A 26,864-nucleotide genomic window follows, 5' to 3' on the forward strand; every position below is an offset into this window, starting at 1 on the left:
TTTAACCTCTTTTTAAAGTAGGCTTTGTCGGCTTTTTGTTTAGATTTGCGGTCCCTAATTTTGTATCTACCTTACCGCCTAAATCTTCCAACAAAAATCTGCCTTTTTGTAAAACATGATTTACTGCTGTCATTTCTCCTTCTCTGTTTACCAAACCGCTTTGAGTTTTAACCAACAATAATTTACAGTCTTTTCTAAAGACTGGATTTTCATCAATTGCAAAATCTTGAGTTATACTTAAATTACCGTTCTTATCAAATGTACCTAAAATATTTTTCTGTAAATCAGCAAATACGGCATGAGCGTATAATTTTGAAATTTCTTTTATTTGCTTTGGATTGTTTATATGTTTGCCTGCTTTATTAATAAAGCCGCTAATTTCATATTGAGATGTTGTGGAGTTTTTTTCACAAAAAATTGAGTTTCCGTAAGTAGCTTAGTTTGATCCTCTACTTCATCATCTACTATATTAATGACTTTCCTTTTTACAGAATAAATATCACTATTCTTTTCAAGCTTTGAGGTAAACTCTTTAACGTCTCAATTATCATTAAACCTAACTTCTTTTTTATCTTTACCCACAATAATACTCTTATTTTAATACTGTATCTTTTAAAATATTTGTACCACGTAAAAATTCTTCTATATTCAAAGCTTTTTTACTCTCTTGCTGAAGTTTTTTCACTCTTAATATACCGCTTCCACAAGCTATTTCCAGCTTATCGCTAATAACGGTACCGGAAGTAAAGTGATGATCCGCATTTAAATATTCTGCTTCAAGGATTTTAATTATTTTATCATTATAACTAAAATATGCTCCGGGCCAAGGATTCATGCCCCTTATTTTACAATCTATTTTATATGCGGATTCATGCCAATTAATTTTTCCTTCTTCTTTAGTTAATTTATGAGCATACGTAACACCGTCACTTGGCTGTGTTATTGGTACTATATTATCGATATTTGCAAGTGTTTTCATTAATAACTCCGCTCCGAGATTTGCACATTTGTTATGCAGTTCTTCCAATGTTGTTCTTTCTTCTAAATCAAAATCTTCTTTCATAAATATATCACCTGTATCAAGCCCTATATCCATACGCATAATACATACACTACTTTTCCGGTCACCCTCTATAATAGTACGCTGCAGAGGAGCCGCTCCTCTGTGACGAGGCAAATCGGATGGATGGATATTAAGACAGCCGTATTTCTTAGCTTCTAATATAGCTTTCGGCACAATAAAACCATATGCAATAACAACTATAATATCAGCATTAACTTTATTAATTAGATTTATTACTGCATCATTACGAAGAGTAGAAGGAGTATAAATAGGAATTTGATGCTCAAATGCTAATTGATGTATTGGCGATTTAGCTAAGTTAAGTCCTCTGCCCTTAGCTTTAGGCTGCTGTGTAAAAACAGCTTTAACTTCGTGATGAGTTATAAGTTTTTTAAGAGCGGGAACAGCGAATTCAGGCGTTCCCATAAAGATTACTTTCACACTATATTATTTTTGAGTTTCTTAAGCTTACGCAGTACTACATCTCGTTTTAAATTACTTAAATAATCAATCATAAGCTTACCTTCTAAATGATCATACTCATGCTGGATAACTCTTGCAAGCCAATCATTTGCTTTAAGCTTTTGCGATTTACCATGATAGTCTAAATACCGAATCTTTATAGATTCCGGTCTTGCGACCTCAATACGTTGCTCCGGTAATGAGATACAACCTTCGTTAACCGCAACTAGCTCTTCTGATTTTTCTATTATTTCAGGATTCACTATAAAAAGCGGATAAAAATCTTTTGGTCTTGCTACCGAATCATGATCTTTTATATCAATTACTAAAATACGTTTCAATACCCCTACTTGTACTGCTGCAAGCCCTGCACCGTCTTCATGGTACATAGTGTTAAGCATATCATCCATAAATTTTCGTGTGTGATCGGTAAACTCTAAAACCGGCCGAGATTTCTGCTTTAATCTTTCATCAGGTGCCGTTACTATCGGTAATATTGACATAATCATTAAATCTTAATATTTTATAATATACTATAAAATCACCAAAATGTAAAGAAAACAAACCTGCCTAATTCCGGCAATAGTTGCATAATAAACTCACCTATTTGCAATAATTTGTCGAATTAATAATATTTAGTACAAAATAATAGCAAATATCAGATAATATGTTTAATAAATAAGGCTTGCATAAAATTAAGGAGGAATAATCATGCATTGGGGTGATATTGAAGAAATTGCCGAACAACTCGAAGAACATTGTAGCGATCAGTATAATGAAAAAAAAATTTCATTATTAAAGCTAGAGAAACTGATTAGAGATTTAAAGGACTTTGAAGATGGAGCACAAAAAGTCGCAGAAGTTACATTAGAAGAAATTTTAGACAAATGGGAAGAATTACGTGAAGAAATTAAAGAAATCGATTAAGTAGCTTTTGAGTTATTTTCAGACATTTATAAATTAACTTTATAAAAATACATTATAATCAATAAAAATATAGCAACTGCCTGAAAAAAAACTCTTAAAGTCATTAATTTTGAACTAAATTTCTTATCAAACTTTCCTCCGATAGCCATCGATACTACTCCTATAATAAGAACCGCAACGGTTAAACCAATCGCAATTAATAACCACATCATAATTTATTACCAATATATCACTTTCCACACAAAGATTATATCTTTTAAATCAATTATCTAATATTTGAGATTTGGTTAAAAAATTCACTAATTCTTCGTAAAAAATAATAATTCAAGGAACACAAATATCTAATTTATCAAATATAGATAATTCAACAATTACTTTAAAAGAAAAAGAGATATTAGGCTCTTGCGTTCTTATTAATTTTTGCTCAAAAATATCTAACAATACAAATAATTTAATTTTCTGCACGCAAGAACCTAGAGTATTTTGAGAAACCTCGTCCTATTGCTAAAATATTTATTAATGCCCACGGTGGAACATAACTTGCTCTATGCAAATTTGCTTAAATTAAGCTTTCTGAGTTACACTATATATATTATCTATCAGTTTAACAAAAACACCATTTCCTAAAATATTAGCACAAGTGATCACAGGATCAAATAAGATATAAAGAGCTGTAATCAGAGACATCATATTAGTATTAAAACCTAGATATTGTTCAAGTATAGTAAGCATTACAATAATTCCACCACCTGGTATAGCTGCTACTGAAAATTTTGCCAATACAAAATAAAAAGTAAAAATAAAATAATTAAATAAAGTAGGTTCAGCTAATCCATAACTTTTTAGTATAGTATAAGCCAAAATCGGTATGGCAAAACAATCGCCAACAAGATGAATATTGACTGTTATTGGTCAACGGTACGAGCGAGTGCTTTATTATTTGTATTATTTGCCGCTCCTATTATACTAAGTGGCATACTTATAACACTAAACATTGCACTAAATCCACTTATAGACTCTGGCATCATATTACTAAGGCTAGCTATGAATTCCTTAACTCAACAGTTACTTAAAATAAAATAAGCAAGAAAGATATAACCAAACTGAGCAAATACGATCGTCATAAAAATGAACATATAATCTTTAATAATTATATCTAATACTTAATCAAACTGTAGTTTTACGATAAAGCCCATTATAAATAAGGGAATTATATAGATCAACAATCGCAATATTTTTGCAACAAATGCTTCTAGCTTACAAGCCAATCCAATTGCAACTTCAGCACACAATTTTGAGGGAATAAAGCCTAAGATAATACTACTAAATACGATTTTATCATTAGCAATAATATTAGGAAAATTAAGCAACCATAAAGGCTTTAAGCTATCATTTTCTATAGGAGAGATCATTGATAAAGCGAATTGATACATGTATATACCTACATAATGACTTATGAAGGTAGAACAAACATTAGACCCACATACTAGTAATAATATTAAGAAAACTATACGTGTTGCATCTTTGGCTAGCATTACAACAGATTTAAAAAGTAAACCAAAAATAATTAAAGGTAGAAATAATCCAATTATAGATTTAATAGATAGACTTATTGAATACAATAACCTTTGTACTTCTAAACTCATTAGTGGGTTTAACAATATGATAGCTATGATAATAGCCATTAAAATAAGTGGCATTTTACACAACATAAAACTTACCTAATAATAATTAGTTAATTTAAATAGATGGATATAATTAAAAGGAAGATGAGATATTGTTACCGGCTTAGACCGGTTGTAGTAGTAAAAAAAGACTGGAAAGTTAATATTTGCATATTCATAAATTCAATATACAGTTATTATAGAGAGAAAAATTATTGTTGCAATACTTTTCTAGAAGTTCTTTGTGGGGTATTGTTAACTAAAAGCAGATCAATTAATAAATTAACGTCATTGCGAGGAGGCATTGTTGCGTGAAGCAATTTCACCTCTGTCATCCCGTGGCTTGACCACGGGGTGATACAGTGGGTTTTACCGGTCCACGCAACAATACCTCCTCGCAATGACTACTTAGGTATCTATGCAAAATGCTTTCGCAAGAATGACATCGAGAGCTTTTTAAGAGCTATGCGGGAATAACAACGCCTCAGCCCTTACACCTCTTCAGATTGCTCTAATCCCTCTTCCTCTAACTCACTATCTTCTTCACTTTCAGCAGTTTCAGCAATTAAAGAGACAGACACGACTTTTTCACCATCATCTAGCTTAAATAGGATTACGCCGCTAGTGTTACGTCCCGTAATACGTACTGACTCAAGTTTACAGCGAATTAACTTACCACTATTGGTAATCAGCATTAACTCATCATCTATTTTAACCGGCATAACACCGACGACTAAACCAGTTTTGTCGTTAATATCCATATTGATTATACCGCTTCCGCCACGGTCAGTAATTCTATAGCCATAAGCTGAGCTTCTCTTACCAAAACCGTTCTCAGTTACGGTTAAAATGAATTCTTCGGAATTTGCCATTTCTATAATAGCCGGGGCAGTTAAGCTTACGCCAAGTTCTTCAGGATTAAACGCCTCACCTTTAGCAATCTCTAATCTCTGCTCCCACGGCACGGATAAATAAGCATCTCTATCCTCTTTTGTACTACTAATACCTTTAAGCACAGTCATAGAAATTACGGAATCCTCTTTGGCAAGCTTCATACCTCGTACCCCATCAGAAGTACGACTCTTAATAACACGCAGCGATTCAACAGGGAATCTTAAAGCTTTACCGGCTTTGGTAGCAAGTAAAATATGCTCGTCTTCTTTACATGGTTTTACATCTATTAATTTATCGTCCTCATCAAGCCTAATAGCAATTTTACCGTTCGACTGAAGTTTTTTGAAATCTAATAAATCGCTTCTTCTGATATTACCCTTGGCAGTTGCGAACATAATGTTTAAATTATTCCTCTCATCCTGATTTTCAGGTAACGGCATAATATTCGTAATATGCTCATTTGCTTTCAACGGTAATATATTAACCATCGGTCTACCCTTACCCTGCGGATTACTTAAAGGCAGTTTATACAGTTTTAAACTATAAACCTGACCGATATTTGAGAAGAACAACATAGGAGTATGGGTACTACCGACAAAAACTTGCGTGGTAATATCTTCATCACGCATTGAAAGCCCTGATCTTCCTTTACCTCCACGTTTTTGCGCACGATAGCTACTTAGAGGTACACGCTTGATATACCCACCAAGCGTTACGGTTACAACCATTTCTTCACGCTGAATTAAATCTTCTATATCTTGATCAAATTCGCCGAATTCAATTGAAGTAAGACGAGGAGTCGCAAATTCTTCTTTAACTTTAATGAGCTCTTCCTTTAAAATTTCAAGTAACCTTGTACGAGAGCCGAGTATATTAAGATATTCGGTGATTTCCGTAGTGAGGTTCTTTAAATCCTCTTCAAGCTTGTTTTTCTCCATAGCGGTCAGGCGTTGCAATCTCATTTCTAAGATTGCCTTAGCTTGCAATTCGGTAAAGTTACATTTACCCTGCTCGTTTAACATTGCTTTATCATCAACCAACTTTACAAGAGGTAGGATATTTAATGCTTCCCACTGACGAGCCATTAATTCTTGTTTAGCTGCATGCGGGTCATTTGAAGCTTTAATAATACGTATTATTTCATCGATATTACTAACGGCAATAGTTAGTCCTAGTAAAATATGAGCTCTATCTCTTGCTTTATTGAGTAAATATATAGTACGGTTAGTAATTACTACTTCCCTAAAACTAACGAAAGCTGCAATTACTTCTTTCAAATTCATCACTTTCGGTAGCCCATCTTTAAGAGCAAGCATAATAACACCGAAGCTAGTTTGTAGCTGCGTACATGCGTATATTTGATTTAAGACTACTTCAGCAACTACGTCTTTCTTTAACTCAATAAAAATCCTTACACCGTTTTTATTTGATTCATCACGTAAATCACTTATACCTTCTATACGCTTTTCCTTAACCATTTCAGCGATTTTCTCAACGAGCCTTGCCTTATTTACCATATACGGTATTTCGGTAATAATAATTGCTTGACGGCCATTACCGATATTCTCAATCTCGGCTCGACCTCGCATAATTATACTACCTCTACCGGTAAGATATGCCGATCTAATACCGCTAATGCCTAAAATCATTGAACCTGTAGGAAAATCCGGTCCTTTAACAACTTCAAGTAAATCTAATATTTCTATATCGTTATTATCTATATATAAACAGCACGCATCGATAACCTCACCAAGATTATGAGGCGGGATATTAGTTGCCATACCGACCGCAATACCTCCGCTACCGTTCACCAATAAATTGGGAAACATTGCAGGAAGTACGGAAGGCTCTTCTTCAGAACCATCGTAATTAGGGTTAAAGCTGACAGTCTCTTTATCGATATCCTCTACGAGCTTATACGAAACTTTGGCCATTCGAGATTCGGTATATCTCATTGCTGCCGCCGCATCACCATCCATCGAGCCGAAATTACCCTGCCCGTCTACAAGCGGTAAACGCAAGGAAAAATCTTGTGCCATACGTACTAACGCATCGTAAATAGCACTATCGCCGTGCGGATGGTATTTACCCATCACGTCACCGACTATTCTAGCGGATTTTCTATAAGGTTTACTAGCATGATTACCGGCTTCATGCATGGAATAGATAATTCGGCGATGTACCGGCTTTAAGCCGTCCCGAACATCCGGTATAGCTCTACTGACTATAACGCTCATAGCATAATCAAGATAAGATACTTTCATCTCATCTTCGATATTTACCGGTACTAAATTAGAAGAAGATTTATCAGTCACGATTACTTAGCCTTAAATTTAATGAATTATATTTAATAATAGAGACATAATAAATTTCTTTCAAGGATTGCTTGTATTTATAATCGTGGCATTGTTTCTAAGTTACCGATGTCATTGCTGCGGGGCATTGTTGCACGGATGCCGATGTCATTCCTGCGAAAGTAGGAATCTAGTTTTTTAAGCAAATTATATACTAAATTTTTATGTAATTTTCTTTGTTTTAGCATTTTTTACTGAATTCCCGCTTGCGTGGAAATGACATAAACGAGCCATACAACAAGGCCTTTAGTCGCTTACAATGACGACATCAACCGTTTCTAGGCAATAACATAATCGTAACAGTTAACAAACTTTATTATATATTAGAATTATTTTATACTTTCTAAATATAATGAACGCTGCTCTATTCTTGTTATCTCATCTACCGTTACCTGTTCTGCTAACCTTTGTTTAAACTTAGATCTTAGTTTTTCTAAATCTTTATTTTTCTTAGAGAACGGTAATATTTTAGATAATAATTTATTATTTTTGTTGAACATGTAGTTGCTCCCGTGATTACACTTAAATTGCTCAAGTTTTAACCACCGCAGCTACTATCCCCCAACCAGGAAGTCGAGGATTATACCATTTATACGGCTGATAATAACGCTTAGGATAGAGGCTTTGAAACCCCGGCATCACGTCACCGCGATTCTTGCAAGAGATTTTAGCCAATTTTTTGAAATATCAATTAGCTATCCATGTCATTCCTGCGTGGATCAGTTTTTTCGTCATTGCGAGGAAAATTACATAGTAATTTGACGCAGCAATCTTGAGAAGAATTCCTGAGATTGCCATGCTCACTAACGTTCGCTTGCAATGACGACTTGATATCCACGCAACAAAACCTCCACGGGAATGACATCGAGCTGGTTTTACCAAACCACTTAACAAAGCTTATAGTTGATATAATGATAAATTTTAAGAATGTGCCTCTTCTTGCTGTTTATACCAAAGTTCGGCATAATAGCCTTTGTGCTGTAGCAAGGTTTTATGGTTACCCCGCTCAACTATATAACCGTTATCTAAAACGATAATCTCATCTGCATCGATAATAGTTGAGAGTCTATGGGCAATGATAAGGGTAGTATGGTGAGCCGAGATCTCTTTAAGGCTTGCTTGAATTAGCTTTTCGGTTTTAGTATCAAGCGAACTTGTTGCCTCATCAAAAACATATATTGCTGGATTTTTTAAGATGGTTCTTGCAATTGCAATACGCTGTTTCTCACCGCCCGAAAGCTTTAAGCCTCTCTCGCCTACCTGCGTCTCATACCCTTCGGGTAACGTGCTAATAAACTCATGAATATGAGCATTTTTTGAAGCTGCTATAACTTCATCGTAGCTTGCTGCATTATTACCGTATGCGATGTTGTAATATATCGTATCGTTAAACAGTACCGTATCTTGCGGAACAATTCCAATAGATTTACGCAGCGATTGTTGCGTGACTTCTCTTATATCCTGACCATCAATAGTAATATTGCCGCTATTAATATTGTAAAACCTAAAAAGCAAGCGTGATATAGTCGATTTCCCTGCCCCACTACTACCGACTACTGCTAAAGTTTTACCACTCTTTATCGTAAAACTTATATTATGTAAAATCGGACGTTCCTGATTATAAGCAAAGCTAACATTATCGAAACTAACCTCACCTTTTAAGATAATTAGCTCCTTAGCGTTCAAAGCATCATCTACTTCTGCCGGTATATCAAGCAGCTTAAACATATCTTCCATACTAACTAGAGCATTTTTAATTTCTCTATAAGCAAAGCCAAGTATTGAAAGCGGAATTGATAGCTGAAATAGATAAGTATTAACCATTATTAAATCGCCGACGGTCATTTTATTTTGGTTAATAGCATTTGCTGAAAGTATCATAAGGCTAACAAGCCCTAAGGATATTATAACATCCTGCCCGATATTTAAAATCGATAGGCTGTTAGTAGTTTTAGTAGCTGATTTTTCATAAGTTTGTAAAGCCTCATTAAACTTTATCGCCTCATATTCTTCATTACCGAAATATTTAACGGTCTCAAAATTCAGTAAACTATCGATTGCTCTATTATTGGCGGTGTTATCGCTTTGGTTCATTTCCCTTACAAAAGAAATACGCCAAGTACTGATTAGGCAAGTATAACCAACATAAACTATCATTGTTATTAAAACAGTTACGGCAAACCAAATACCGTAAACATACCATAACATCCCGCTTACTAATATAATTTCTACGCTTGTCGGAAAAATATTAAATAACGAATACCGCAGTACCGCTTCAATACCTTTAGTACCACGCTCTATTGACCTACTTAAGCCCCCTGTTTTTCTGGTAATGTGAAAACGCATACTTAAATTATGCATGTACTTAAAGACATTTAGAGCAACTAAGCAAGTTGCTTGATGTCCTACTTTTGAAAAAATGATATTTCGTAATTCACTGAAAATTTGAACAAGTATTTTTGTTCCGCCATATGCAACAATAATCCCGATAATAACCGAAAGAGCAAAGTTTTTATTTAGCCCATCTATTATATGTTTATAAACAATAGGAACGAAAATATTTATTACTTTAGCTATGACTAGACAAATAAGAGAGGTAACAATACGCAGGCGTATATCAAAATCCTTCGACCATAAATACGGCAGAAGTAGATGGCATGAATTTTTGCGAGTTTTGTTTTTGGACATTTTGAAGTTTTTGTAGTTTTCAGCATCATTGCAAGCGGGCATTGCTCGCGTGGATACTAAATCGCCATTGCGAGCGACCGTAGGGAGCGTAGCAATCTCATGCAATAATAACAAACTCCTTAGATTGCTTCGTCAATTACTTCGTAATTTCCTTGCAATGACGCTTTTATTAATTACGCTCCGGCAGCAGGTGAAGTCGTCTTCGGCTGATTTTCTAACAGCTTATCTAGCCTTCCCTCTTTTTCAAGATCAAACAGAGCATCACAACCGCCAACATGCATATTATCTATAAATATCTGCGGAACGGTCTTTTTTCCACCGGATTTCTTAATAAAATTTTCTTTCTCTTCCTGAGTAAAATTACTTACTTCAATTTCCTCATAAGCAACATTTTTCTCATCAAGCAATGCTTTAGCTTTTATACAATAAGGACAACTAGCGAGAGTATAAACAATAATTGTATGTAATATAGCTTTATTCATAATGTTATATTTTTTTGTTAGATTTTAATATATTATCTTAAACTATAGTTTTTAAAGCAAGTAAAAATGCATGAATAATTTTTCTATTATCTCAGAATATAAACCGGCAGGCGATCAACCAAAAGCAATAGATGAAATTATAGCAGGGTTAAGTAGCAAAAAACGCTCACAAATGTTGCTTGGTATTACGGGATCAGGCAAAACCTTTACTATGGCCAATATTATAGAGAGAACTAATCGTCCTACTCTTATTATGGCTCATAATAAAACTTTAGCTGCCCAAATCTATTCAGAGATGAAATCGCTTTTTCCAAAGAATGCCGTTGAATACTTTGTCTCATATTATGATTATTACCAGCCCGAAGCTTATATAGCACGCACCGATACTTTTATAGAAAAAGACTCATCAATTAACGAACAAATTGATTTAATGCGTCATGCCGCTACAAGATCGCTATTAGAGCGTCGTGACGTTATAGTAGTTTCTTCCGTTTCCTGTATTTACGGGCTTGGCTCTCCCGATTTATATTACCAAATGACGGTTAATCTAGAGCCTGGTCAAAGCTACCCTCGTGATAAGCTACTAAACGATTTGATAAATCTACAATATGAGCGTAACGATATCGGATTTGAGCGTGGCTGTTTTAGAGTTAAAGGCAACAACATAGATATTTTCCCCTCACATTACAGCGATAAAGCTTGGCGTTTATCGTTTTTCGGTAATGAACTCGAATATATCCATGAATTTGATCCCCTAACAGGTGAAAAACTTGCTAAGCTCGATCACGCTATGGTTTTTGGTAATTCACATTTTGTGATGCCTCAAGAAACGGTCAATAATGCCATATCAGGTATTGAAGAAGAATTACAAAAACGCTTAGAGTTTTTAAAGTCACAAGACAAACCACTTGAAACTCAAAGGCTAAATCAACGTACTCAATATGATCTTGAAATGTTAACGGAAACCGGCAGCTGTAAAGGCGTTGAAAACTACTCTCGCTTTTTCACAGGACGTAATGCCGGTGAGCCGCCTCCTACATTATTCGAATACCTACCAGAAGATGCATTATTATTTGTTGATGAAAGCCATGTATCCGTACCGCAAATTAGAGCAATGTATAACGGCGATCGAGCAAGGAAAGAAATTTTGGTAGAGCATGGGTTTCGTCTACCCTCTGCACTTGATAACAGACCTTTAAAATTTGAAGAATGGGAAAAATTTAGACCACAAACTGTGTTTGTATCTGCAACTCCAGGACCGTTCGAGTTAGAAGAAACCGGCGGCACGGTTGTAGAATTGATTATCAGACCTACGGGGCTGCTTGATCCTGAATGTATTATCAAACCCGCTACTAACCAAGTTGAGGATTTAATTAGCGAAATTCAAACTACTATCGCTCAAGGTTCTCGTGTTCTAGTCACCACCTTAACTAAAAAAATGGCAGAAGATTTAACCGCCTATTTGCAGGAGCTAAAATATAAAACTTCTTATTTACATTCTAACGTTCATACTCTAGAGCGTATAGAGATTTTACGAGACTTAAGACAAGGTACTATTGATGTTTTAGTCGGTATTAATCTATTAAGGGAGGGGCTTGACATCCCTGAATGCGGCTTAGTTGCTATACTTGATGCAGACAAAGAGGGGTTTTTGCGGTCGGAAGTATCGTTAATACAAACAATAGGAAGAGCTGCAAGAAATAGCGCGGGCAGAGTTATACTTTATGCCGATAAAATGACTAAATCTATCGATAAAGCCGTTAGTGAAACGTTGCGTAGAAGGCAAATTCAGCAGGAATATAATGAAAAACACGGCATAATTCCAAAAACCATCAACCGTGCTATTCACGCTTTAGCAGAATTTGAGAAAATCGATAGTAAGCTTGATAAAAAACAAGCTCATACTTTATTTGATAATCCTGCCAAGCTAAAAATCCATATTGATAAATTAAAGAAAGAAATGCTTAAAGCCGCAAGTAATCTTGAATTTGAACAAGCCATAAAACTTCGTGATCAGCTCAAAACTCTAGAAGAGGCGGCACTCGAGTTGAGTTAATAGTGTGCGTTGTGGATACTAAAAGCGTCATAGTCATTGCGAGGCAAAACTGTAAGTTTTGACGCAGCAATCTCAGGAGTTTGTTATTATTTCATGAGATTGCTACGCAGCCTATGGCTACTCGCAATGACGATTCAGTGTCCACACAGGCAATACCATTAACAACACCTAAAACTCCTACGATGATACGGTGATAAGCCGTGTATATTAATAGCTTCGATATGTTCTTTGGTACCGTAGCCGGAATTTTTGTGCCATAAATATTGGGGAAATTCAGCACTTAAGTCTAGCATCAAACGATCCCTAGTAACTTTTGCAACAATAGAAGCCGCAGCAATCGATAATGATAAATTATCACCGTTAATTATACTGACAAATCTTTCATCCTTAAACTGCATATTACCGTCAACTAACACTATTTCTGGCTCAAGGCTAAGATTTGCTACAGTAATAGAACAAGCTTTTTTAGTTGCCTCTAATATATTAATATCATCAATTTCGGTATGAGAAATAATAGCAGTTGCCCAAACATAATTACTAGTGATTTGTTCATATAGTAATTCTCTTTTCTTTTTGGAAAGCTTTTTAGAATCTTTAATGCCCGTTATAATATTGGCGTTATCTACTATAACGGCACTTGCTACTACCGGACCTGCAAGTGGTCCTCTACCTGCTTCATCTATACCTGCTACAATACAGTTATGATATTTTTTTTCAAAATGTAATAGATCTACTTCCATAATTGTATTTTTTTAATTTTTGATATATGATAGAACAGTTTAGAATTATAAAAAAGGAAAAGTGCAAAATTATTTTCAATTATTAGGACTTCCGCAAGAGTATAATATTAATTTAAAGATATTAGAAAAGCAATATTTTGCTATGCAGGTAAAATATCATCCCGATAAAACAAAAACTTTGCAGGAAAAGGAACAAAATCTAATTACTGCGGCTGAATTAAATAACGCTTACTCTACTCTTAAAGATGCCTTAAAGCGTGCTGAATATATGCTGCTTTTGCAAAATATAAATTTAGATGACGAAAAAACACGTAGTTTACTTTCGCCTCTAGAATTAAGCATATTCTGGGATGAAATGGAAATAATCGAAAATACTATCTTATTTAGTGATTTAGAAAAAATAAAAGACAAATATGAATTAATGAAAAAGCTTGAAATTGATTCTTTAAAACAAGCTTTTGAAGAACACAATCTATCAGACGCAACTATAAAAACTAGCAAGCTTAAATATATTGGGACATTGCTGCATAAACTGCAAGAAAAAATAAAATCATGCAAATAATAGAAATTAGGGAACCGGAGCAAGCTGATTTTAAGCAAGAACGGCAAATAGCAGTCGGTATCGATTTTGGCACTACTAACTCATTAATAGCTATTGCAGCTAATAGAAAAGTTAAAGTTATTAAATCTATAGATGATAAAGAATTAATCCCAACTACTATAGATTTTACAAGTAACAATTTTACTATAGGTAATAATAAAGGACTGCGTTCTATTAAAAGACTATTCGGTAAAACATTAAAAGAAATTCTAAATACTCCGGCACTTTTTTCGTTAGTTAAAGATTATCTAGATGTAAATAGTAGTGAGCTTAAGCTAAATTTTGCAAATAAACAACTGAGAGTCTCTGAAATTGCAGCAGAAATTTTTATTTACCTAAAAAATCAAGCAGAAGAACAATTAAAGACTAATCTAACTAAAGCAGTAATAACAGTACCTGCACATTTTAACAATGCAGCAAGAGGCGAAGTAATGCTTGCGGCTAAAATAGCAGGTTTTGAAGTATTAAGGCTCATTGCCGAACCTACTGCAGCTGCCTATGCTTACGGCTTAAACAAAAATCAAAAAGGCTGTTATTTAGTATATGACCTAGGCGGCGGCACTTTTGACGTATCTATTCTTAATATACAAGAAGGTATTTTTCAAGTTATAGCAACAAACGGCGATAATATGCTTGGTGGCAACGATATAGATATAGTAATTACACAATATCTTTGCAATAAATTTGATTTACCTAATTCTATAGATACTTTACAACTTGCAAAAAAAGCAAAGGAAACTTTAACATATAAAGATAGTTTTAATAATGATAATATATCAATTAATAAGCAAACATTAGAGCAATTAATTTTACCCTTAGTAGGACGTACTATCAATATAGCTCAAGAGTGTTTAGAACAAGCAGGAAATCCAAATATAGACGGAGTTATTTTAGTAGGGGGTGCAACCCGCATTCCTTTAATAAAAGACGAATTATATAAAGCATTTAAAATAGATATTCTATCAGATATCGATCCTGATAAAGCAGTTGTATGGGGGGCTGCATTACAAGCAGAAAATTTAATAGCACCCCATACAAATTCATTATTGATTGATGTAGTACCTTTATCGCTGGGTATGGAATTATATGGCGGTATAGTTGAAAAAATCATCATGCATAATACTCCGATTCCTATTTCGGTAGTAAAAGAATTTACGACTTATGTCGATAATCAAACCGGTATACAATTTCATATATTGCAAGGTGAACGTGAAATGGCTGCCGATTGCCGCAGTTTAGCCCGATTTGAGTTAAAGGGACTGCCTCCTATGAAAGCAGGATATATTAGAGCCGAAGTTACTTTTGCTATTGACGCCGACGGTATATTATCCGTTTCTGCTTATGAGAAAATCAGCAATACATCACATGCTATAGAAGTAAAGCCAAATCACGGTATTGATAAAACGGAAATTGATATTATGTTAGAAAACGCGTATAAAAATGCTAAAATAGATTATACTACAAGATTATTACAAGAAGCAGTAATTGAAGCAGAGGCTTTAATCTTTAGCATAGAACGTGCTATAGCGGAATTAACAACTTTATTATCTGAAAGTGAGATATCTATAATTAATTCTTTATTAGATAATATAAAAGAAGCCGTACACGCTAGAGATCGGATCTTAATTAATAATTCTATTAAAGAGTTTAAATCCAAAATAAAAAAATCTATGTATACAAAGTATAATATAATAATTAATGATTTGCTAAAAGGCAAAAATATCAATCAAATTAAATAGCCTCAGTTATATATAAAATATTATATATAATCGAACCAATTTAGATAAGGAAAAATAAGAAGAATGTCAGGAAAAATAAAAGTAACATTTATTATAAATGATGGAGAAGAAAAAACAGTAGAAGCACCGATAGGGCTTTCTATTTTAGAAATTGCCCATAGTAACGATCTAGACCTTGAGGGAGCTTGTGAAGGATCGCTTGCTTGTGCTACTTGTCACGTTATTTTAGAAGAAGAATTTTACAACAAATTAAAAAAACCTACGGAAGCAGAGGAAGATATGCTTGACTTAGCCTTTGGTCTTACCGATACTTCTAGATTGGGATGTCAAATTATTTTAACCGAAGAATTAGACGGCATAAAAGTACGCCTTCCTGCTGCTACTCGTAATATAAAATTATAATGGATTAAAAAAGTGATACGTAAAATACTTCTTTTTGTGTTTTTAGCCTTTACTACAATATGGTTTGCAACTGCATATACTATAAAAAATAACGTTGTAAGTTTAATGAAGAATTCTGAATCCGATAATCTTAAAATATCTTATAATGCAGTTAAGTTTTCAGGCTATCCTTTTAATTGGAAAATTACCGTAACGGATCCTAAAGTAAAATTAATTGATCATGTAAATTCTAAAGAATTTACATGCGAAAATATTGTCCTAAATATAGCTTTTAGTACTAAAAGAGCCTCTCTTAATTTTGGCCCTTTTATTAGAGAAGTCGATAATTACGGCGACAAAACATTTACCTATGATGTATGCAGCGATGATGACATAAAGGGTATAGGAAAATTTAATAAACCTTTATATAAAATATCAAAAGATGATAATTTAAAAGAAATATTAAAATCAATTCAGTTAAATAATAAAGCATTATTGATATTTAAAGATAATCAAGAAATCTTTAAAATTAATGATTTAGCATTTCTTATAAGAAAACAGAATTTAGCAAGTGAGGAAAATATATCCTTATTTTTAAACATGAATTATTATTCAGAAAAAGATATTGTGAATTTTAAAAATGCTAATTTAGATATTGCTGCTTCTTTAAAATTTGCTGCAGACGGAGAAGATTCAGCTATTTTACAAAATTTTAATATAGAAAGATTTATTTTTACTTGTGATAATGATTCTAAAGTTAATTTAAACGGTGATTTACAACTCTTTGCCAATAAATTACCGAAAGGAAAACTATATTTTGAGCTGGAAAATTATAATTCCATAGTTGATAAATTATTACCGAATAATATTATTTTTTCTAAGAAAATAATTAAAACAATTATTGCTAAAGCAATTAATAAAGCTTCCGACGCGCAATTAAATACAGAGCAAAATAATGCAAATTCGGCTTACAACAATATAGAAAAAGCTAAGTTTGATATTGAGTTTTCAGACAAAGGAATAAATATCGGTTCTATTAATTTATTAGAACTAAAACTTGGTGAACATAAAGAAGACCAAAAATACCGCAAATAATTCAAATTCGTTTTATGAACAATTTTAAACTAGCAACTATTATTAGCATATTCCTTATTTGCAGTCATATTTATGCTGCTCCAAAAGTCATTAAAATCGGTACCGGCTCTATTTTAAAAGGATATTATGCTATTGGACTTGATTTATGCAAGACTATTACAAATGACGATAAAAATAATGAACATATTAAATGCGAAGTTGTTGCAACAAACGGTAGTATAGAAAATTTAAAATTATTACAACAAGGCAAAATTGATTTAGCCCTAGTGCAAGCTAACATTGCAGTAGAAGCATATGAGGGCATAGGTTATTATCACGATCAAGAAAAAATGCAAAATTTACGTCAGGTGCTTAATCTACATGATGAGTTTTTTACGGTTATTGTAAAAGATGAGGATAAAATAAAAGTTTTTGCTGATATTGACGGAAAAAAAATAACTAATGGTCCGACATTTTCCAGTAGTCATATTACTTATGATCTCGTACGTTCTTTATATAAATTTGCTAAGGAACCTGAAGAGCTACATATTAATTATGAAGATTCTAGTGATCAATTCTGTAATAAGGAAATAGATGCTATAATAATGATGGTTGGACATCCTAACCCCTTAGTAAATTTCATAGCTAATAAGTGTGAAATTGATTTCATTTCTATTGACAATGATAAAATAACGGAATTAATAAAACAAAATAGAGCTTTTCATAAAGCCATACTTCATAAGGGCTTATATCCAGGGATTACCGATAATCAAACTACAGTAAAAGTATCGGCAATCCTAGTAACTAGAGATGAGGCGAATCGTGATATTTTAGATAAATTTATCGGAGCTTTTCATAGAAACGTAGCAAATTTTAAACTTTCTAATTACTTATTAAATAACCTGGACATTAACTATTTCGCCGATACTAAAAATTTTGTTCTACCAAAACATGATTCAGTAAGAAACAAAAACTAACAATATATTATGTCTGAAAATACTATATTTAAAAATATACTGATACCTATAGATTTAAATGATAAAAAATCTATAAAAGGTATTCTTTCTAAGGCTTTAATGCTTGCGACGAACTTTCAAGCAAAATTACATTTTATGTATGTAATTCCTGAATTCGGTACGAAAATGTTTGAAGATTATTTACCTAAACATTGGAGAACGGAGAAAAAAGAAAAGTATAAAGCTCAAATTAAAGAGCTTATCAAACAATATATTCCCGATGAAATTGAAACAGATTATTATATAGGTAGCGGTGCCGTTTATGATGAAATAATTAAGCACTCTAATGAAATTAAAGCCGATTTAATAATAATCTCTGCAGTCAGACTACAATTAAAAGATTATATGCTTGGACCTAATGCTTCTAAAATCGTCCGTCATTCAGATATATCAGTGTTAGTAGTAAGAGACGAGTAATAATTATTTACGACTCTTGGGAGTGCATTGCTAGCGTGGGTCCATAATCGTCATTGCGAACAGCCGTAGGTTGCGTGGCAATCCACAAAAAATAAAAAAAATGCTATAAATTAGCATTTTTTACTGGATTGCTTCGTCAAAATTTACAATTTTTTCTTGCAATGACGATTTTGGCTGTTATAACTTCACTTTCAACTTCACAAAGCCTTGATGGCTTTGATATTTCTTTTGTAAATGACAGTTATAGTCAAGTAATACGCTTACATTATCTTTTTCAGTTAAAACGCTAGCACCGATATTATAAGCGACTTTAGGTTGCTTCGGTAATGCGATAGTTTCATTAACTTCTCTATCTTTCCATTTTACTTTAGCATTAAGTTTTTTACTATTATCATTAAAGTAATGTTCTACAGATGCTTGAAGTACAGGCGTAACACTGATATATCTGAATGACGGACGGTTTTAGAAGCTTTAGATAAACCAGCTGCATTATCGGCTCAAACTTTTCTTAGTAATCTAGCGTTAGTATCAACTGCCGTTTCATAAATTCTTGATAATGTTGCCGGTACAGCTTTATTGTGTAAAAATGTTAGCCGCTATCTATATTACTTTCCACTGTTAAATTAACAATGTTGCTATTAATCCAATTATTTATTTGAGTATTTACTTCGTTTGCTTTAGGAGTAAGGGCTATATTATCGCGTACGTCTCCTTTATTAAGAGCTAGATCTAGTACATCGGAAAATTTTATCTCTATTTCATTATTTAAAGAATTTGCTCCTAAAACATTTTCATTTTTAGCAATATAATCTATTCTTGATATAATTGTTTTCTTATCTTGTAGTTTATCTTTTATTTTTATTTCAGTACGTCTTGCCGTAATATGATTTTGTAAGTCCAGCGGTAATTTATCAAAAGTATAGGTTAACGGTCTATTGCATTATGTTCTTCTTCATTAAATAGCCCTTTAAAAAATTCCTTGTTGGCTATTTTATTATTTAAAGTTAAAGCTTGCCTTGAAATTTGCTTTATTACATCATCATCTTTTAGTCTATTCCAAATATTCTCAGCTTTTATCATTAATTGTGCTTTATCAGGCTTTGCTTCTGAAAATAATGCTAAAGACTTAAGTGAACTTTTCCTTTCTTCTAAAGTTAAAAGTGTTTTGATAGTAATCCCTAAATCTGTTTCTGCACCTAATGTTCTTACTTCTAGCTTTCTGGGATTTCCATTATTTTTAGCTAAATACATCTCATTATGAAATATTCTGTCTAAAGTATTCGGAGCTACAAGAACTTCTGCGACTGCTCTGCCTACAACCGGTGTCGGTGCAGCTATTCTTCCTCTTAATGTAGCATCTTCTTTTGCTTTTAGATTTATAACCTGCTAATTTTAGTTCCATCATCACCTATGGCATCTAGATTTGCTATATCCCTAGCTATTGCAAGTCTTATAACTACACCTGCCGGAGGAGGAGCTGCTACTCCACCCGGTAGAGGCGGAATAGGCAGTACTACTCCTGCCATTGCTTGAGGTGCTATATTACAAGACCTACTAGACCCTCATTATCTATTCTTATTTCACCTACAGTCTTTTTTAGGACAAGTACCAGATCACTCATTGTTAAAGCATCGCAATTATTTATCAATGCCTGCATTTTCTTACCATCCAAATCTTTAGTTATTAAACCGGCATCTTTTAAAATCTTGTTATAACTTTTTAAACCTTGCTCATCAACTACCTTATCGTTTTCATTCACTATCTTAATTTTACCGTTATCAATATATGCTTCTTTTAATTTAGCCATCTGCTCTCAATAATTAACTACTATTGCAGGATCAGCTAACTTCATTACGGATTGTCTTATGGGAATACTAGATTGTTTAGACTCAAGCTCAACTAAGTTTTGATTAACATAGTTTTTAAATTGATCTAATAATTTATGTTTTGCTTCCGGAGTAGCTACGCTTTCAAACTTATTTAATAAAGGGCTGTTTCCTGATTCAGAGTATTTAGCATTAATATCGATGCTTCTTACAGTAGGATCAGTAATATTAGTACCAAAAAATACATGTTCAAGAGCTTCTGTTATTAAAGGAGCTTCAACATAATTATTTACAACTTTTAAATCGTCATTAGCATCTACACCGCCTGTCATAGCTATATATTTTAACTGCTCCAAAGGTGTATTTAAATTTTCTATGTTATCAAATGTATAGCCTTTTTAATTTTATCGTTAATACTGACAGCATTTGCCCCTTCAGCTTTAGCAAGGATTGCCAATACTTGCAGTCTATTTTCTAGAACCATCTCTTGCTCGTTACGTCCTGTTTCTACTGCTGTATTACCTGTTAAATCAATAACTTCAACACCGGCTGCACGTGCTTCTCTTCTTGCTCTAGCACCGTTAAGTACAGGAGCAACTGCTTGAAGTCTAGTGACTTCTATTATTGCGTTATTGAATAATCTGCTTTCCCCCGGCATAAGATCGTCAACAAGGTCACCAAAATCTGTACGGTCCTGAATTCCTTTTATAACATTAAGCTTTTGAGCAGGAGTTAATATTTGGTAGTCAGCAGTATGGTTCAATATATCATAGATTTCTATATCTGCTCTTGCTTCCCCGGTCACAGCGGTAAGGATTGCAGCATTAGCACAGCTAAGTAAGAATAATTTTGTAAGTTTAGAATTTATAGATTTAATATTTTCATAATATCTAATTTCTCTTTAATAAATCTTAGCAATTACTTAAAATATTAATACTTTTTTGTTATTGAAGATAATGATACATAAAAAATATTATGTTAAAATTTATATTGATGAGTTATAAAATAGGATAGTAACGTGGATTTTATATGATATTTTAGTATTTATAGAAAATGTAAAGCTTATTATTAACGTTTAGTTAATTTATTAAAATCTTGTGGAACATTATACGGTATGACTTCTATACATGCAAGCTATATTATTAAAATTTTCATTATTTTTAAAATGCTTTATAATGATTGTTATATAACATGATGTCATTCCCGCATGAATACCCAAGTCGTCATTGCGAGCGAACGTTAGTGAGCGTAGCAATCTCAGGAATTTTTCCTGAGATTGCTTCGTCGAAACTTACAGTTTTTCCTCGCAATGACGCAAAAATCGTTCCACGCAACCGCGCTTTCTTGCCTACACGGAAATGACATTAAACTATAAGGTATATACTTTGTCTCTCAAAACCAAATTACTTTTTATTACAATCAGCGGCATTATAATATTATATTTTGCTATTCCTCCTGCGCCTTTACTTAAAGACGTAAGTTTCTCACAAAGAGTATTTGACCAAAACGGCAAGTTAATGCGTATTTCGCTTTCTAAAGACGATAAATATAGGATATTCACTCCTATACGTGAAATACCGGCAAGTTTTATAGAAGCAGTACTATTATATGAAGACAAGCATTTTTATGAGCATTTTGGCGTTAACCCCGTTTCTTTAACCAAAGCTTTTTATTCTACTTATTTACAGAATAATAGTAAAATAGGTGACTCTACTATAACAATGCAAGTAGCACGTTTAAGATATGGAATAAACTCTTCTACTATTCTTGGTAAAATCCATCAAATCATTAAAGCTATTCATGTAGAGCTACATTATTCAAAAGATGAAATCCTAGAAGCTTATCTAAATCTAGTACCTTACGGTAGTAATATTGAAGGGATAGCAGCCGGCAGTTATATTTACTTCAATCGTGACCTAAAAGATTTAAATTTGATCGATATTCTAAACCTTGCAGTAATCCCACAAAATCCGCTTAAAAGAGACGGGAATGATATTAATATTTTTAAAGCACGTAAATATCTATTTACCAAGTGGCTCACAATTCACCCACAAGATATTATTTATAATAAGTTAATTAGTTTGCCGGTTAAATTTAATCAAAATAAAAAGCTGCCTTTTATTGCACCGCATTTTACTTTAGACATACTAGCAAATAATGATAGCCCTATTATACGCACTACTATAGATAAAAATCTGCAAGCTACTATAGAAAAACAAGTGCAGCTATATATTAATGATCGGAGAAAATATGGCATTAATAATGCCGCCGTAATTCTTATTGATTTTACTACTATGGAAGTGCTTGCAAGTATTGGCTCCGGAGAGTTTTTTAATAACGATATTTGTGGACAGATTAACGGCACTAAAAGCCATAGATCTCCAGGCTCAGCTTTAAAACCGTTTGTCTATGCACTTAGTTTTGATCAATCAATAATACATCCGTTAACTTTACTAAAGGATACACCTACTTACTACGATCATTATAAACCGGAAAATTTTGATAGTAGGTTTGCAGGCGGTTTAAGTGCTAGAGAATCGTTAATAAAGAGCCGTAACGTACCTGTAATATTTCTGGCGTCTAAGTTAAAAAACCCGAATTTTTATGAGTTCTTACAACAAGCAAAAATTAGCGGCTTACGAAAACCTGAAAATTACGGTTTATCTATAGTACTCGGCACAGCAGAAATTACTCTTGAAGAGTTAACTACTCTTTATGCTATGCTTGCTAATTTCGGTACTTATAAACCGCTTAGAAAAGTATTGGATTCTACTATGTCATTCCTGCGAAAGCAGGAATCCATAAAAAATTACCTAAATGTTGGAACAAAAATTTCATATGATTTACTGGATTCCCGCTTTCGCGGGAATGACACAGGAGAGGACAAGGATGACACGGACACCGTACTACTATCCCCCGAGGCAAGCTATTTAACACTTGATATTATAAAAGATACGACTCGTCCTATTACCTATAATAATACAAAGCATAACTTACCGATTTATTGGAAAACAGGTACTTCCAGCTCATTTAGAGATGCACTTAGCGTCGGCATATTCGGGAAATACGTACTTGCTGTTTGGATTGAGGATTTCAAAGGGCAAACTCACGGAACATTTACGGGTAATATTTCTGCAGCCCCTTTATTCTTTAATATTATCGAATCCATAGCTAGACCAAATAAAGATGAGGATTTAATCCTTTCAAAAATTAATGCACTAAATATTACTAAAGTAAAAGTTTGTGCAGATACGGGAGATATCGATAACGATATGTGTCCGGTTAAAGCAGAAACCTTATTCATTCAAGGCAAATCACCGATAAAACAATCCGGTATTTATAGAAAAATGTTGATAGATTTAAAAACCGGTATGCCTGCTTGTAACTTTATTAAAGGACAAACAGAATATAAAACAGTAAATTTATGGCCAACAGATATGCTTTCGGTTTATCAAAAAGCAGGAATACATATATTACCGAAACCGATACCTACAAACCATTGCAATAGGTTGATAAATTGGCATCATCAAAAACCTAAAATTATATACCCGTTAAAAAATTCCGTACATTCAATTAAAAATAGTGATAACATTACTTTTAGTGCGATTAGCGATAATAAAACCAACAATATTTTTTGGTTTGTGGAAAATGCATTAATAGCAACCGCGAAACCAAACGAAGCAGTAATATGGAAAGCAAAAGCCGGTGAATTTATTATTAGAGCTATCAGCGATAGCGGCGAAAGCGACAGTATAAAAATTTATATTAAAGAATAGATTAGCGGTTATATATAAAATTTAAAATTCCCATAGAAATTGATATTAAACCTTTCACAGAAGCAGAAACTGCTCTTGATTCTTTAAAAGCAAATATTCTAAATGCATTGACTGAAGTGAATTATTCACTAATACCAGCAGGAAAAACACCAGAAGCTACAGTAGTAATAGGATTACCTTATAGCGGGAAAAGCACATTTTTAAATGCTCTTGAGAACAGCCTTAAGATTATCGAAAACGGTGAAGAATTTACATTTGATAAATTATTTGATTTTAAAACAACGCCGGAAATTCAGCATAAATATGAACCGGCTATATATGATCCCAAAAAATTTGAAATTGCAGAAAAAGTATTTTGGGCATGCTCTAACGGAGTACCCGATACAGTGCAAGAGTTAATCAATGTATTTTTCATTCAAAAGCTAGTTCAAATGACCGATAAATTAAAATTTATCATAGTAGTAAAAGAAGAGACCGTAAAATCCCCTAGTATCTTTAACAGGATTATAGAAGACTTTAAAAATATTTTTCCTACAGAAGAACACAAAAAATTAAAAGGAAATGTTATATGCGTAATAACACAACATAATTAAAATAATCATGAAAACATTATACCGATGTACAAAATAGCATTGCTATTAACAAGGATATATTAGAATTCTCTGATATAAAATTTTTCTATAAACCTACTTCTCAAAATGGGGAAATAAACCTCTCTCTAGAACTAAAACACCTAGAAGAGAAAAAAGGAGTACAAAATTTAGAGATAAAGCAGCTAAGTTCATTGCTAAAGGAACAAGACAGTCTGATAGAAAATTTACATACACAAATACAGATAAATATATAATGTATAATTAATACTATCCAATCAATTTTTGAAGACTTTAATGTATATACACCTCTTAACTACTCAAAATTTTTTAACTATGAGGATTATATTAAACCATATTTACCAAGTTCTCCAATACAATACCGGCTATAGAAAAAACTCTTTCTTGTTTTGAAGGATTAGCACAATGATCAGAATTTCAAGCTATCATATTAAACAAACAAGCTAATAACCTTATAGGGGTAATATTTCAAATTTTAGACTCTATTGAGAAATTCACAGACAATAAACCGGTTATTCAAGCTTACCGATATGTATTAAACCTACAAATTAAAGAATTATCATTATTTTTATCTACAACATGGTCTCAATCCAATGATTGCTATAGTTCCTTAATTGAAATATGTGATTTATTCATACAAAATCACTATCTATCTTCTATAAAAAATATAGAACCTAAACACAATCAACCAGTGCAATATTATAAAAAAGCCATAGAGTGGTTAAATAAGTACTCGAACAAAGCAGAAGTGACTCAAACTATAGGCTAGCTGCCACTCTAAAATAGGTGATATATTGAGCAAGGAAACAAACTTTGCTTTCAAAAACAACAGGAAACAGATGCTGCAGAATCATATTTTAAAGCAGCTGGTGTTGTACGTGATCCTCAAAAACAACGAGATGCAATGCTTATGGCATACAATACTTTCTTAGGAAACCCAAATAATAACACAATTCAACAAACAGATATTTCAGAACAACAATAAAGAGAGGGATATCTTAATGGTATAATCGGCGATATTATTGATCTGTGACCGTTCACTGGTGTTAAGCGGCTTATTATTCCTCTCTGTCATCCCGTGATTTATTCACGGAATCCAGTAAAACATATAAAAATAAAAATTTATTTTTATATGTTTATTTTATTAAACATGTAGTGTAGGTAACAATATTGAAGTTATTTTTTCTGGACCCCGTGGTCAGGCCACGGGGTGACAGTGAAAAACCCATGAACGCTCACATTGATCTATCTATCTTAGTAAATCATTTATGCTTACTTTAGCTCTAGTAGTTTTATCGACTTGTTTTACGATAACTACACAATAAAGTCCAGGCTTACCGGCTTCCTTAGCAGGTAATACTCCTGGAACTACAACGGAATAAGCCGGAATTCTGCCGTAAATAATTTCACCTGTATCTCTGTATACTATTTTTGTAGAGCTACCGATAAACACCCCCATACTAATTACTGCTCCTTCCTCCACTATTACACCTTCTGCTATTTCCGATCTTGCACCAATAAAACAATTATCTTCAATGATAACAGGCTTTGCTTGCAACGGCTCAAGCACCCCACCTATTCCCGTGCCGCCTGAAATATGGCAATTCTTGCCGATTTGAGCACATGAGCCGATAGTAGCCCATGTATCAATCATTGTTCCCTCATCTATATAAGCACCTATATTAATGAAAGAAGGCATAATTACAACATTTTTAGCTATATAAGTACCTGTTCTAACAACAGCTCCGGGCACTGTGCGTATAACTGCTTCTTTGAATGTATTTTTATCAGTATCTGCAGAAAATTTAGGAGCAACTTTGTCATACCAACTATTATAATTGTTATTATAAAGTTGTGATTCCGTAGTGATAAAATATAGCAATATAGCTTTCTTTACCCATTCATTAACTTGCCAACTATTTTCTTTCTTTTCACAAACACGAATCGTACCTTGATTTAAGCTTTCTATACTATCATTAAGAGTTTGCTTTAATGTTATAAGCTTTGCAAAATCTTGAAGAAGTTTGTCCTTAATTTGCCAAGCTTCTTCAATTTCTTTAATAAGAGAGGACATATCTTTTAACTGTTTTATT

27 protein-coding genes and 3 pseudogenes are annotated in these 26,864 nt (G+C 33.2%); 11 read left to right on the plus strand and 19 right to left on the minus strand.

Annotated features, from left to right (window positions below):
• Position 1: 1 nt before the first annotated feature.
• The 3 genes from GCO76_RS03550 to def form a co-directional block, all read right to left on the minus strand.
• Positions 2 to 418 (minus strand): hypothetical protein, encoded by a 417-nt coding sequence (locus tag GCO76_RS03550; protein WP_410956471.1) that lies wholly within the window; start codon positions 416 to 418, stop codon positions 2 to 4.
• 174 nt (positions 419 to 592) lie between these two features.
• A complete protein-coding gene (gene fmt, locus GCO76_RS03555; protein WP_410956185.1) occupies positions 593 to 1,504 on the minus strand; it encodes a methionyl-tRNA formyltransferase in 912 nt (303 codons plus the stop codon).
• On the minus strand, positions 1,501 to 2,028 hold the full coding sequence (gene def, locus GCO76_RS03560; protein ID WP_410956186.1) for a peptide deformylase: 528 nt from the start codon (positions 2,026 to 2,028) through the stop codon (positions 1,501 to 1,503). Before def ends, fmt begins: the two co-directional genes overlap by 4 nt.
• A gap of 208 nt (positions 2,029 to 2,236) precedes the next feature.
• On the opposite strand from def, the gene GCO76_RS03565 reads away from it, so the two are divergent.
• Positions 2,237 to 2,452 (plus strand): Fe-S cluster assembly protein IscX, encoded by a 216-nt coding sequence (locus GCO76_RS03565; RefSeq protein ID WP_410956187.1) that lies wholly within the window; start codon positions 2,237 to 2,239, stop codon positions 2,450 to 2,452.
• 26 nt (positions 2,453 to 2,478) lie between these two features.
• On the opposite strand, the gene GCO76_RS03570 is transcribed toward GCO76_RS03565, so the two are convergent.
• The 5 genes from GCO76_RS03570 to GCO76_RS03590 all read right to left on the minus strand — a co-directional run bounded on the left by GCO76_RS03570 (position 2,479) and on the right by GCO76_RS03590 (position 3,885).
• Positions 2,479 to 2,664: a twin transmembrane helix small protein gene (locus tag GCO76_RS03570; RefSeq protein ID WP_014013979.1), complete on the minus strand. Its 186-nt coding sequence runs from the start codon at positions 2,662 to 2,664 to the stop codon at positions 2,479 to 2,481.
• Between the two features lie 112 nt (positions 2,665 to 2,776).
• Positions 2,777 to 2,917, minus strand: coding sequence for a peptide deformylase (locus GCO76_RS03575; RefSeq protein WP_103897230.1), 141 nt, complete (start codon positions 2,915 to 2,917; stop codon positions 2,777 to 2,779).
• A 99-nt stretch (positions 2,918 to 3,016) separates the two neighbouring features.
• Entirely contained in the window at positions 3,017 to 3,313 is a 297-nt protein-coding gene (locus GCO76_RS03580; protein WP_410956188.1) for a cation:dicarboxylate symporter family transporter, read from the minus strand.
• A 44-nt stretch (positions 3,314 to 3,357) separates the two neighbouring features.
• Positions 3,358 to 3,447: a transporter gene (locus tag GCO76_RS03585; RefSeq protein ID WP_410956189.1), complete on the minus strand. Its 90-nt coding sequence runs from the start codon at positions 3,445 to 3,447 to the stop codon at positions 3,358 to 3,360.
• A gap of 168 nt (positions 3,448 to 3,615) precedes the next feature.
• Positions 3,616 to 3,885: a transporter gene (locus tag GCO76_RS03590; RefSeq protein WP_410956190.1), complete on the minus strand. Its 270-nt coding sequence runs from the start codon at positions 3,883 to 3,885 to the stop codon at positions 3,616 to 3,618.
• Between the two features lie 22 nt (positions 3,886 to 3,907).
• Between GCO76_RS03590 and GCO76_RS03595 the strand changes: the two genes are divergently transcribed.
• Positions 3,908 to 4,177: a hypothetical protein gene (locus GCO76_RS03595; protein ID WP_410956191.1), complete on the plus strand. Its 270-nt coding sequence runs from the start codon at positions 3,908 to 3,910 to the stop codon at positions 4,175 to 4,177.
• A 430-nt stretch (positions 4,178 to 4,607) separates the two neighbouring features.
• Here the strand turns inward: GCO76_RS03595 and gyrA are convergent, their stop codons facing one another.
• The 4 genes from gyrA to grxC all read right to left on the minus strand — a co-directional run bounded on the left by gyrA (position 4,608) and on the right by grxC (position 10,534).
• Positions 4,608 to 7,325, minus strand: coding sequence for a DNA topoisomerase (ATP-hydrolyzing) subunit A (gene gyrA / locus GCO76_RS03600; protein WP_410956192.1), 2,718 nt, complete (start codon positions 7,323 to 7,325; stop codon positions 4,608 to 4,610).
• 368 nt (positions 7,326 to 7,693) lie between these two features.
• Positions 7,694 to 7,864 carry a hypothetical protein gene (locus tag GCO76_RS03605; RefSeq protein ID WP_004996471.1) on the minus strand — a complete coding sequence of 57 codons (171 nt, stop codon included), beginning with the start codon at positions 7,862 to 7,864 and terminating at the stop codon, positions 7,694 to 7,696.
• Positions 7,865 to 8,285: 421 nt separating this feature from the next.
• Positions 8,286 to 10,052 carry an ABCB family ABC transporter ATP-binding protein/permease gene (locus GCO76_RS03610; protein WP_410956193.1) on the minus strand — a complete coding sequence of 589 codons (1,767 nt, stop codon included), beginning with the start codon at positions 10,050 to 10,052 and terminating at the stop codon, positions 8,286 to 8,288.
• Positions 10,053 to 10,225: 173 nt separating this feature from the next.
• Positions 10,226 to 10,534, minus strand: a complete 309-nt coding sequence (grxC, locus tag GCO76_RS03615; RefSeq protein WP_410956194.1) for a glutaredoxin 3 — start codon at positions 10,532 to 10,534, stop codon at positions 10,226 to 10,228.
• Between the two features lie 70 nt (positions 10,535 to 10,604).
• On the opposite strand from grxC, the gene uvrB reads away from it, so the two are divergent.
• Entirely contained in the window at positions 10,605 to 12,590 is a 1,986-nt protein-coding gene (gene uvrB / locus GCO76_RS03620; protein WP_410956195.1) for an excinuclease ABC subunit UvrB, read from the plus strand.
• Positions 12,591 to 12,748: 158 nt separating this feature from the next.
• Here uvrB and GCO76_RS03625 read toward each other — a convergent pair whose 3' ends face one another.
• Positions 12,749 to 13,330, minus strand: coding sequence for a ribonuclease HII (locus GCO76_RS03625; RefSeq protein WP_410956196.1), 582 nt, complete (start codon positions 13,328 to 13,330; stop codon positions 12,749 to 12,751).
• 61 nt (positions 13,331 to 13,391) lie between these two features.
• Here GCO76_RS03625 and hscB point away from each other — a divergent pair, with 61 nt between their 5' ends.
• From hscB to GCO76_RS03655, 6 genes and pseudogenes are all read left to right on the plus strand, one after another.
• Positions 13,392 to 13,892 (plus strand): Fe-S protein assembly co-chaperone HscB, encoded by a 501-nt coding sequence (hscB, locus tag GCO76_RS03630; protein WP_103897668.1) that lies wholly within the window; start codon positions 13,392 to 13,394, stop codon positions 13,890 to 13,892.
• On the plus strand, positions 13,883 to 15,670 hold the full coding sequence (gene hscA / locus GCO76_RS03635) for a Fe-S protein assembly chaperone HscA (RefSeq protein ID WP_410956197.1): 1,788 nt from the start codon (positions 13,883 to 13,885) through the stop codon (positions 15,668 to 15,670). Before hscB ends, hscA begins: the two co-directional genes overlap by 10 nt.
• A 63-nt stretch (positions 15,671 to 15,733) precedes the next feature.
• Positions 15,734 to 16,072 carry a ferredoxin family 2Fe-2S iron-sulfur cluster binding protein gene (locus tag GCO76_RS03640; RefSeq protein ID WP_004996492.1) on the plus strand — a complete coding sequence of 113 codons (339 nt, stop codon included), beginning with the start codon at positions 15,734 to 15,736 and terminating at the stop codon, positions 16,070 to 16,072.
• A 12-nt stretch (positions 16,073 to 16,084) separates the two neighbouring features.
• Positions 16,085 to 17,174: pseudogene (locus GCO76_RS03645) on the plus strand (RP198 family tick cell line-upregulated protein).
• The gene (locus GCO76_RS03650; protein WP_410956198.1) at positions 17,161 to 18,102 is read left to right on the plus strand and encodes a TAXI family TRAP transporter solute-binding subunit; all 942 of its coding nucleotides are present in this window, start codon (positions 17,161 to 17,163) and stop codon (positions 18,100 to 18,102) included. The pseudogene GCO76_RS03645 and the gene GCO76_RS03650 overlap by 14 nt, the downstream one beginning before the upstream one ends.
• Before the next feature lie 9 nt (positions 18,103 to 18,111).
• Complete coding sequence (locus tag GCO76_RS03655) at positions 18,112 to 18,558, plus strand: universal stress protein (RefSeq protein WP_012736528.1); 447 nt, start codon at positions 18,112 to 18,114, stop codon at positions 18,556 to 18,558.
• 924 nt (positions 18,559 to 19,482) lie between these two features.
• Here GCO76_RS03655 and GCO76_RS03660 read toward each other — a convergent pair.
• The 5 genes and pseudogenes from GCO76_RS03660 to GCO76_RS03680 form a co-directional block, all read right to left on the minus strand.
• Positions 19,483 to 19,809: a cell surface protein gene (locus GCO76_RS03660; RefSeq protein WP_410956199.1), complete on the minus strand. Its 327-nt coding sequence runs from the start codon at positions 19,807 to 19,809 to the stop codon at positions 19,483 to 19,485.
• 4 nt (positions 19,810 to 19,813) lie between these two features.
• A pseudogene (locus GCO76_RS03665) lies at positions 19,814 to 20,084 on the minus strand (hypothetical protein).
• 11 nt (positions 20,085 to 20,095) lie between these two features.
• Positions 20,096 to 20,365: a hypothetical protein gene (locus GCO76_RS03670; RefSeq protein ID WP_024704462.1), complete on the minus strand. Its 270-nt coding sequence runs from the start codon at positions 20,363 to 20,365 to the stop codon at positions 20,096 to 20,098.
• Between the two features lie 6 nt (positions 20,366 to 20,371).
• Positions 20,372 to 20,740 (minus strand): hypothetical protein, encoded by a 369-nt coding sequence (locus GCO76_RS03675; protein ID WP_410956200.1) that lies wholly within the window; start codon positions 20,738 to 20,740, stop codon positions 20,372 to 20,374.
• 17 nt (positions 20,741 to 20,757) lie between these two features.
• On the minus strand, positions 20,758 to 21,189 hold the full coding sequence (locus GCO76_RS03680; RefSeq protein WP_410956201.1) for a cell surface protein: 432 nt from the start codon (positions 21,187 to 21,189) through the stop codon (positions 20,758 to 20,760).
• A 580-nt stretch (positions 21,190 to 21,769) separates the two neighbouring features.
• On the opposite strand from GCO76_RS03680, the gene pbpC reads away from it, so the two are divergent.
• Together pbpC and GCO76_RS03690 are read left to right on the plus strand one after the other, a co-directional pair.
• Positions 21,770 to 24,160 carry a penicillin-binding protein 1C gene (gene pbpC, locus GCO76_RS03685; RefSeq protein ID WP_410956202.1) on the plus strand — a complete coding sequence of 797 codons (2,391 nt, stop codon included), beginning with the start codon at positions 21,770 to 21,772 and terminating at the stop codon, positions 24,158 to 24,160.
• A gap of 386 nt (positions 24,161 to 24,546) precedes the next feature.
• Positions 24,547 to 24,816: pseudogene (locus tag GCO76_RS03690) on the plus strand (hypothetical protein).
• Positions 24,817 to 26,020: 1,204 nt separating this feature from the next.
• On the opposite strand, the gene dapD reads toward GCO76_RS03690, so the two are convergent.
• Positions 26,021 to 26,845: a 2,3,4,5-tetrahydropyridine-2,6-dicarboxylate N-succinyltransferase gene (dapD, locus tag GCO76_RS03695; protein ID WP_410956472.1), complete on the minus strand. Its 825-nt coding sequence runs from the start codon at positions 26,843 to 26,845 to the stop codon at positions 26,021 to 26,023.
• Positions 26,846 to 26,864 lie beyond the last annotated feature (19 nt).

The sequence above is a fragment of the Rickettsia koreansis genome, from assembly GCF_046532895.1.
GTDB lineage: Bacteria > Pseudomonadota > Alphaproteobacteria > Rickettsiales > Rickettsiaceae > Rickettsia > Rickettsia rickettsii.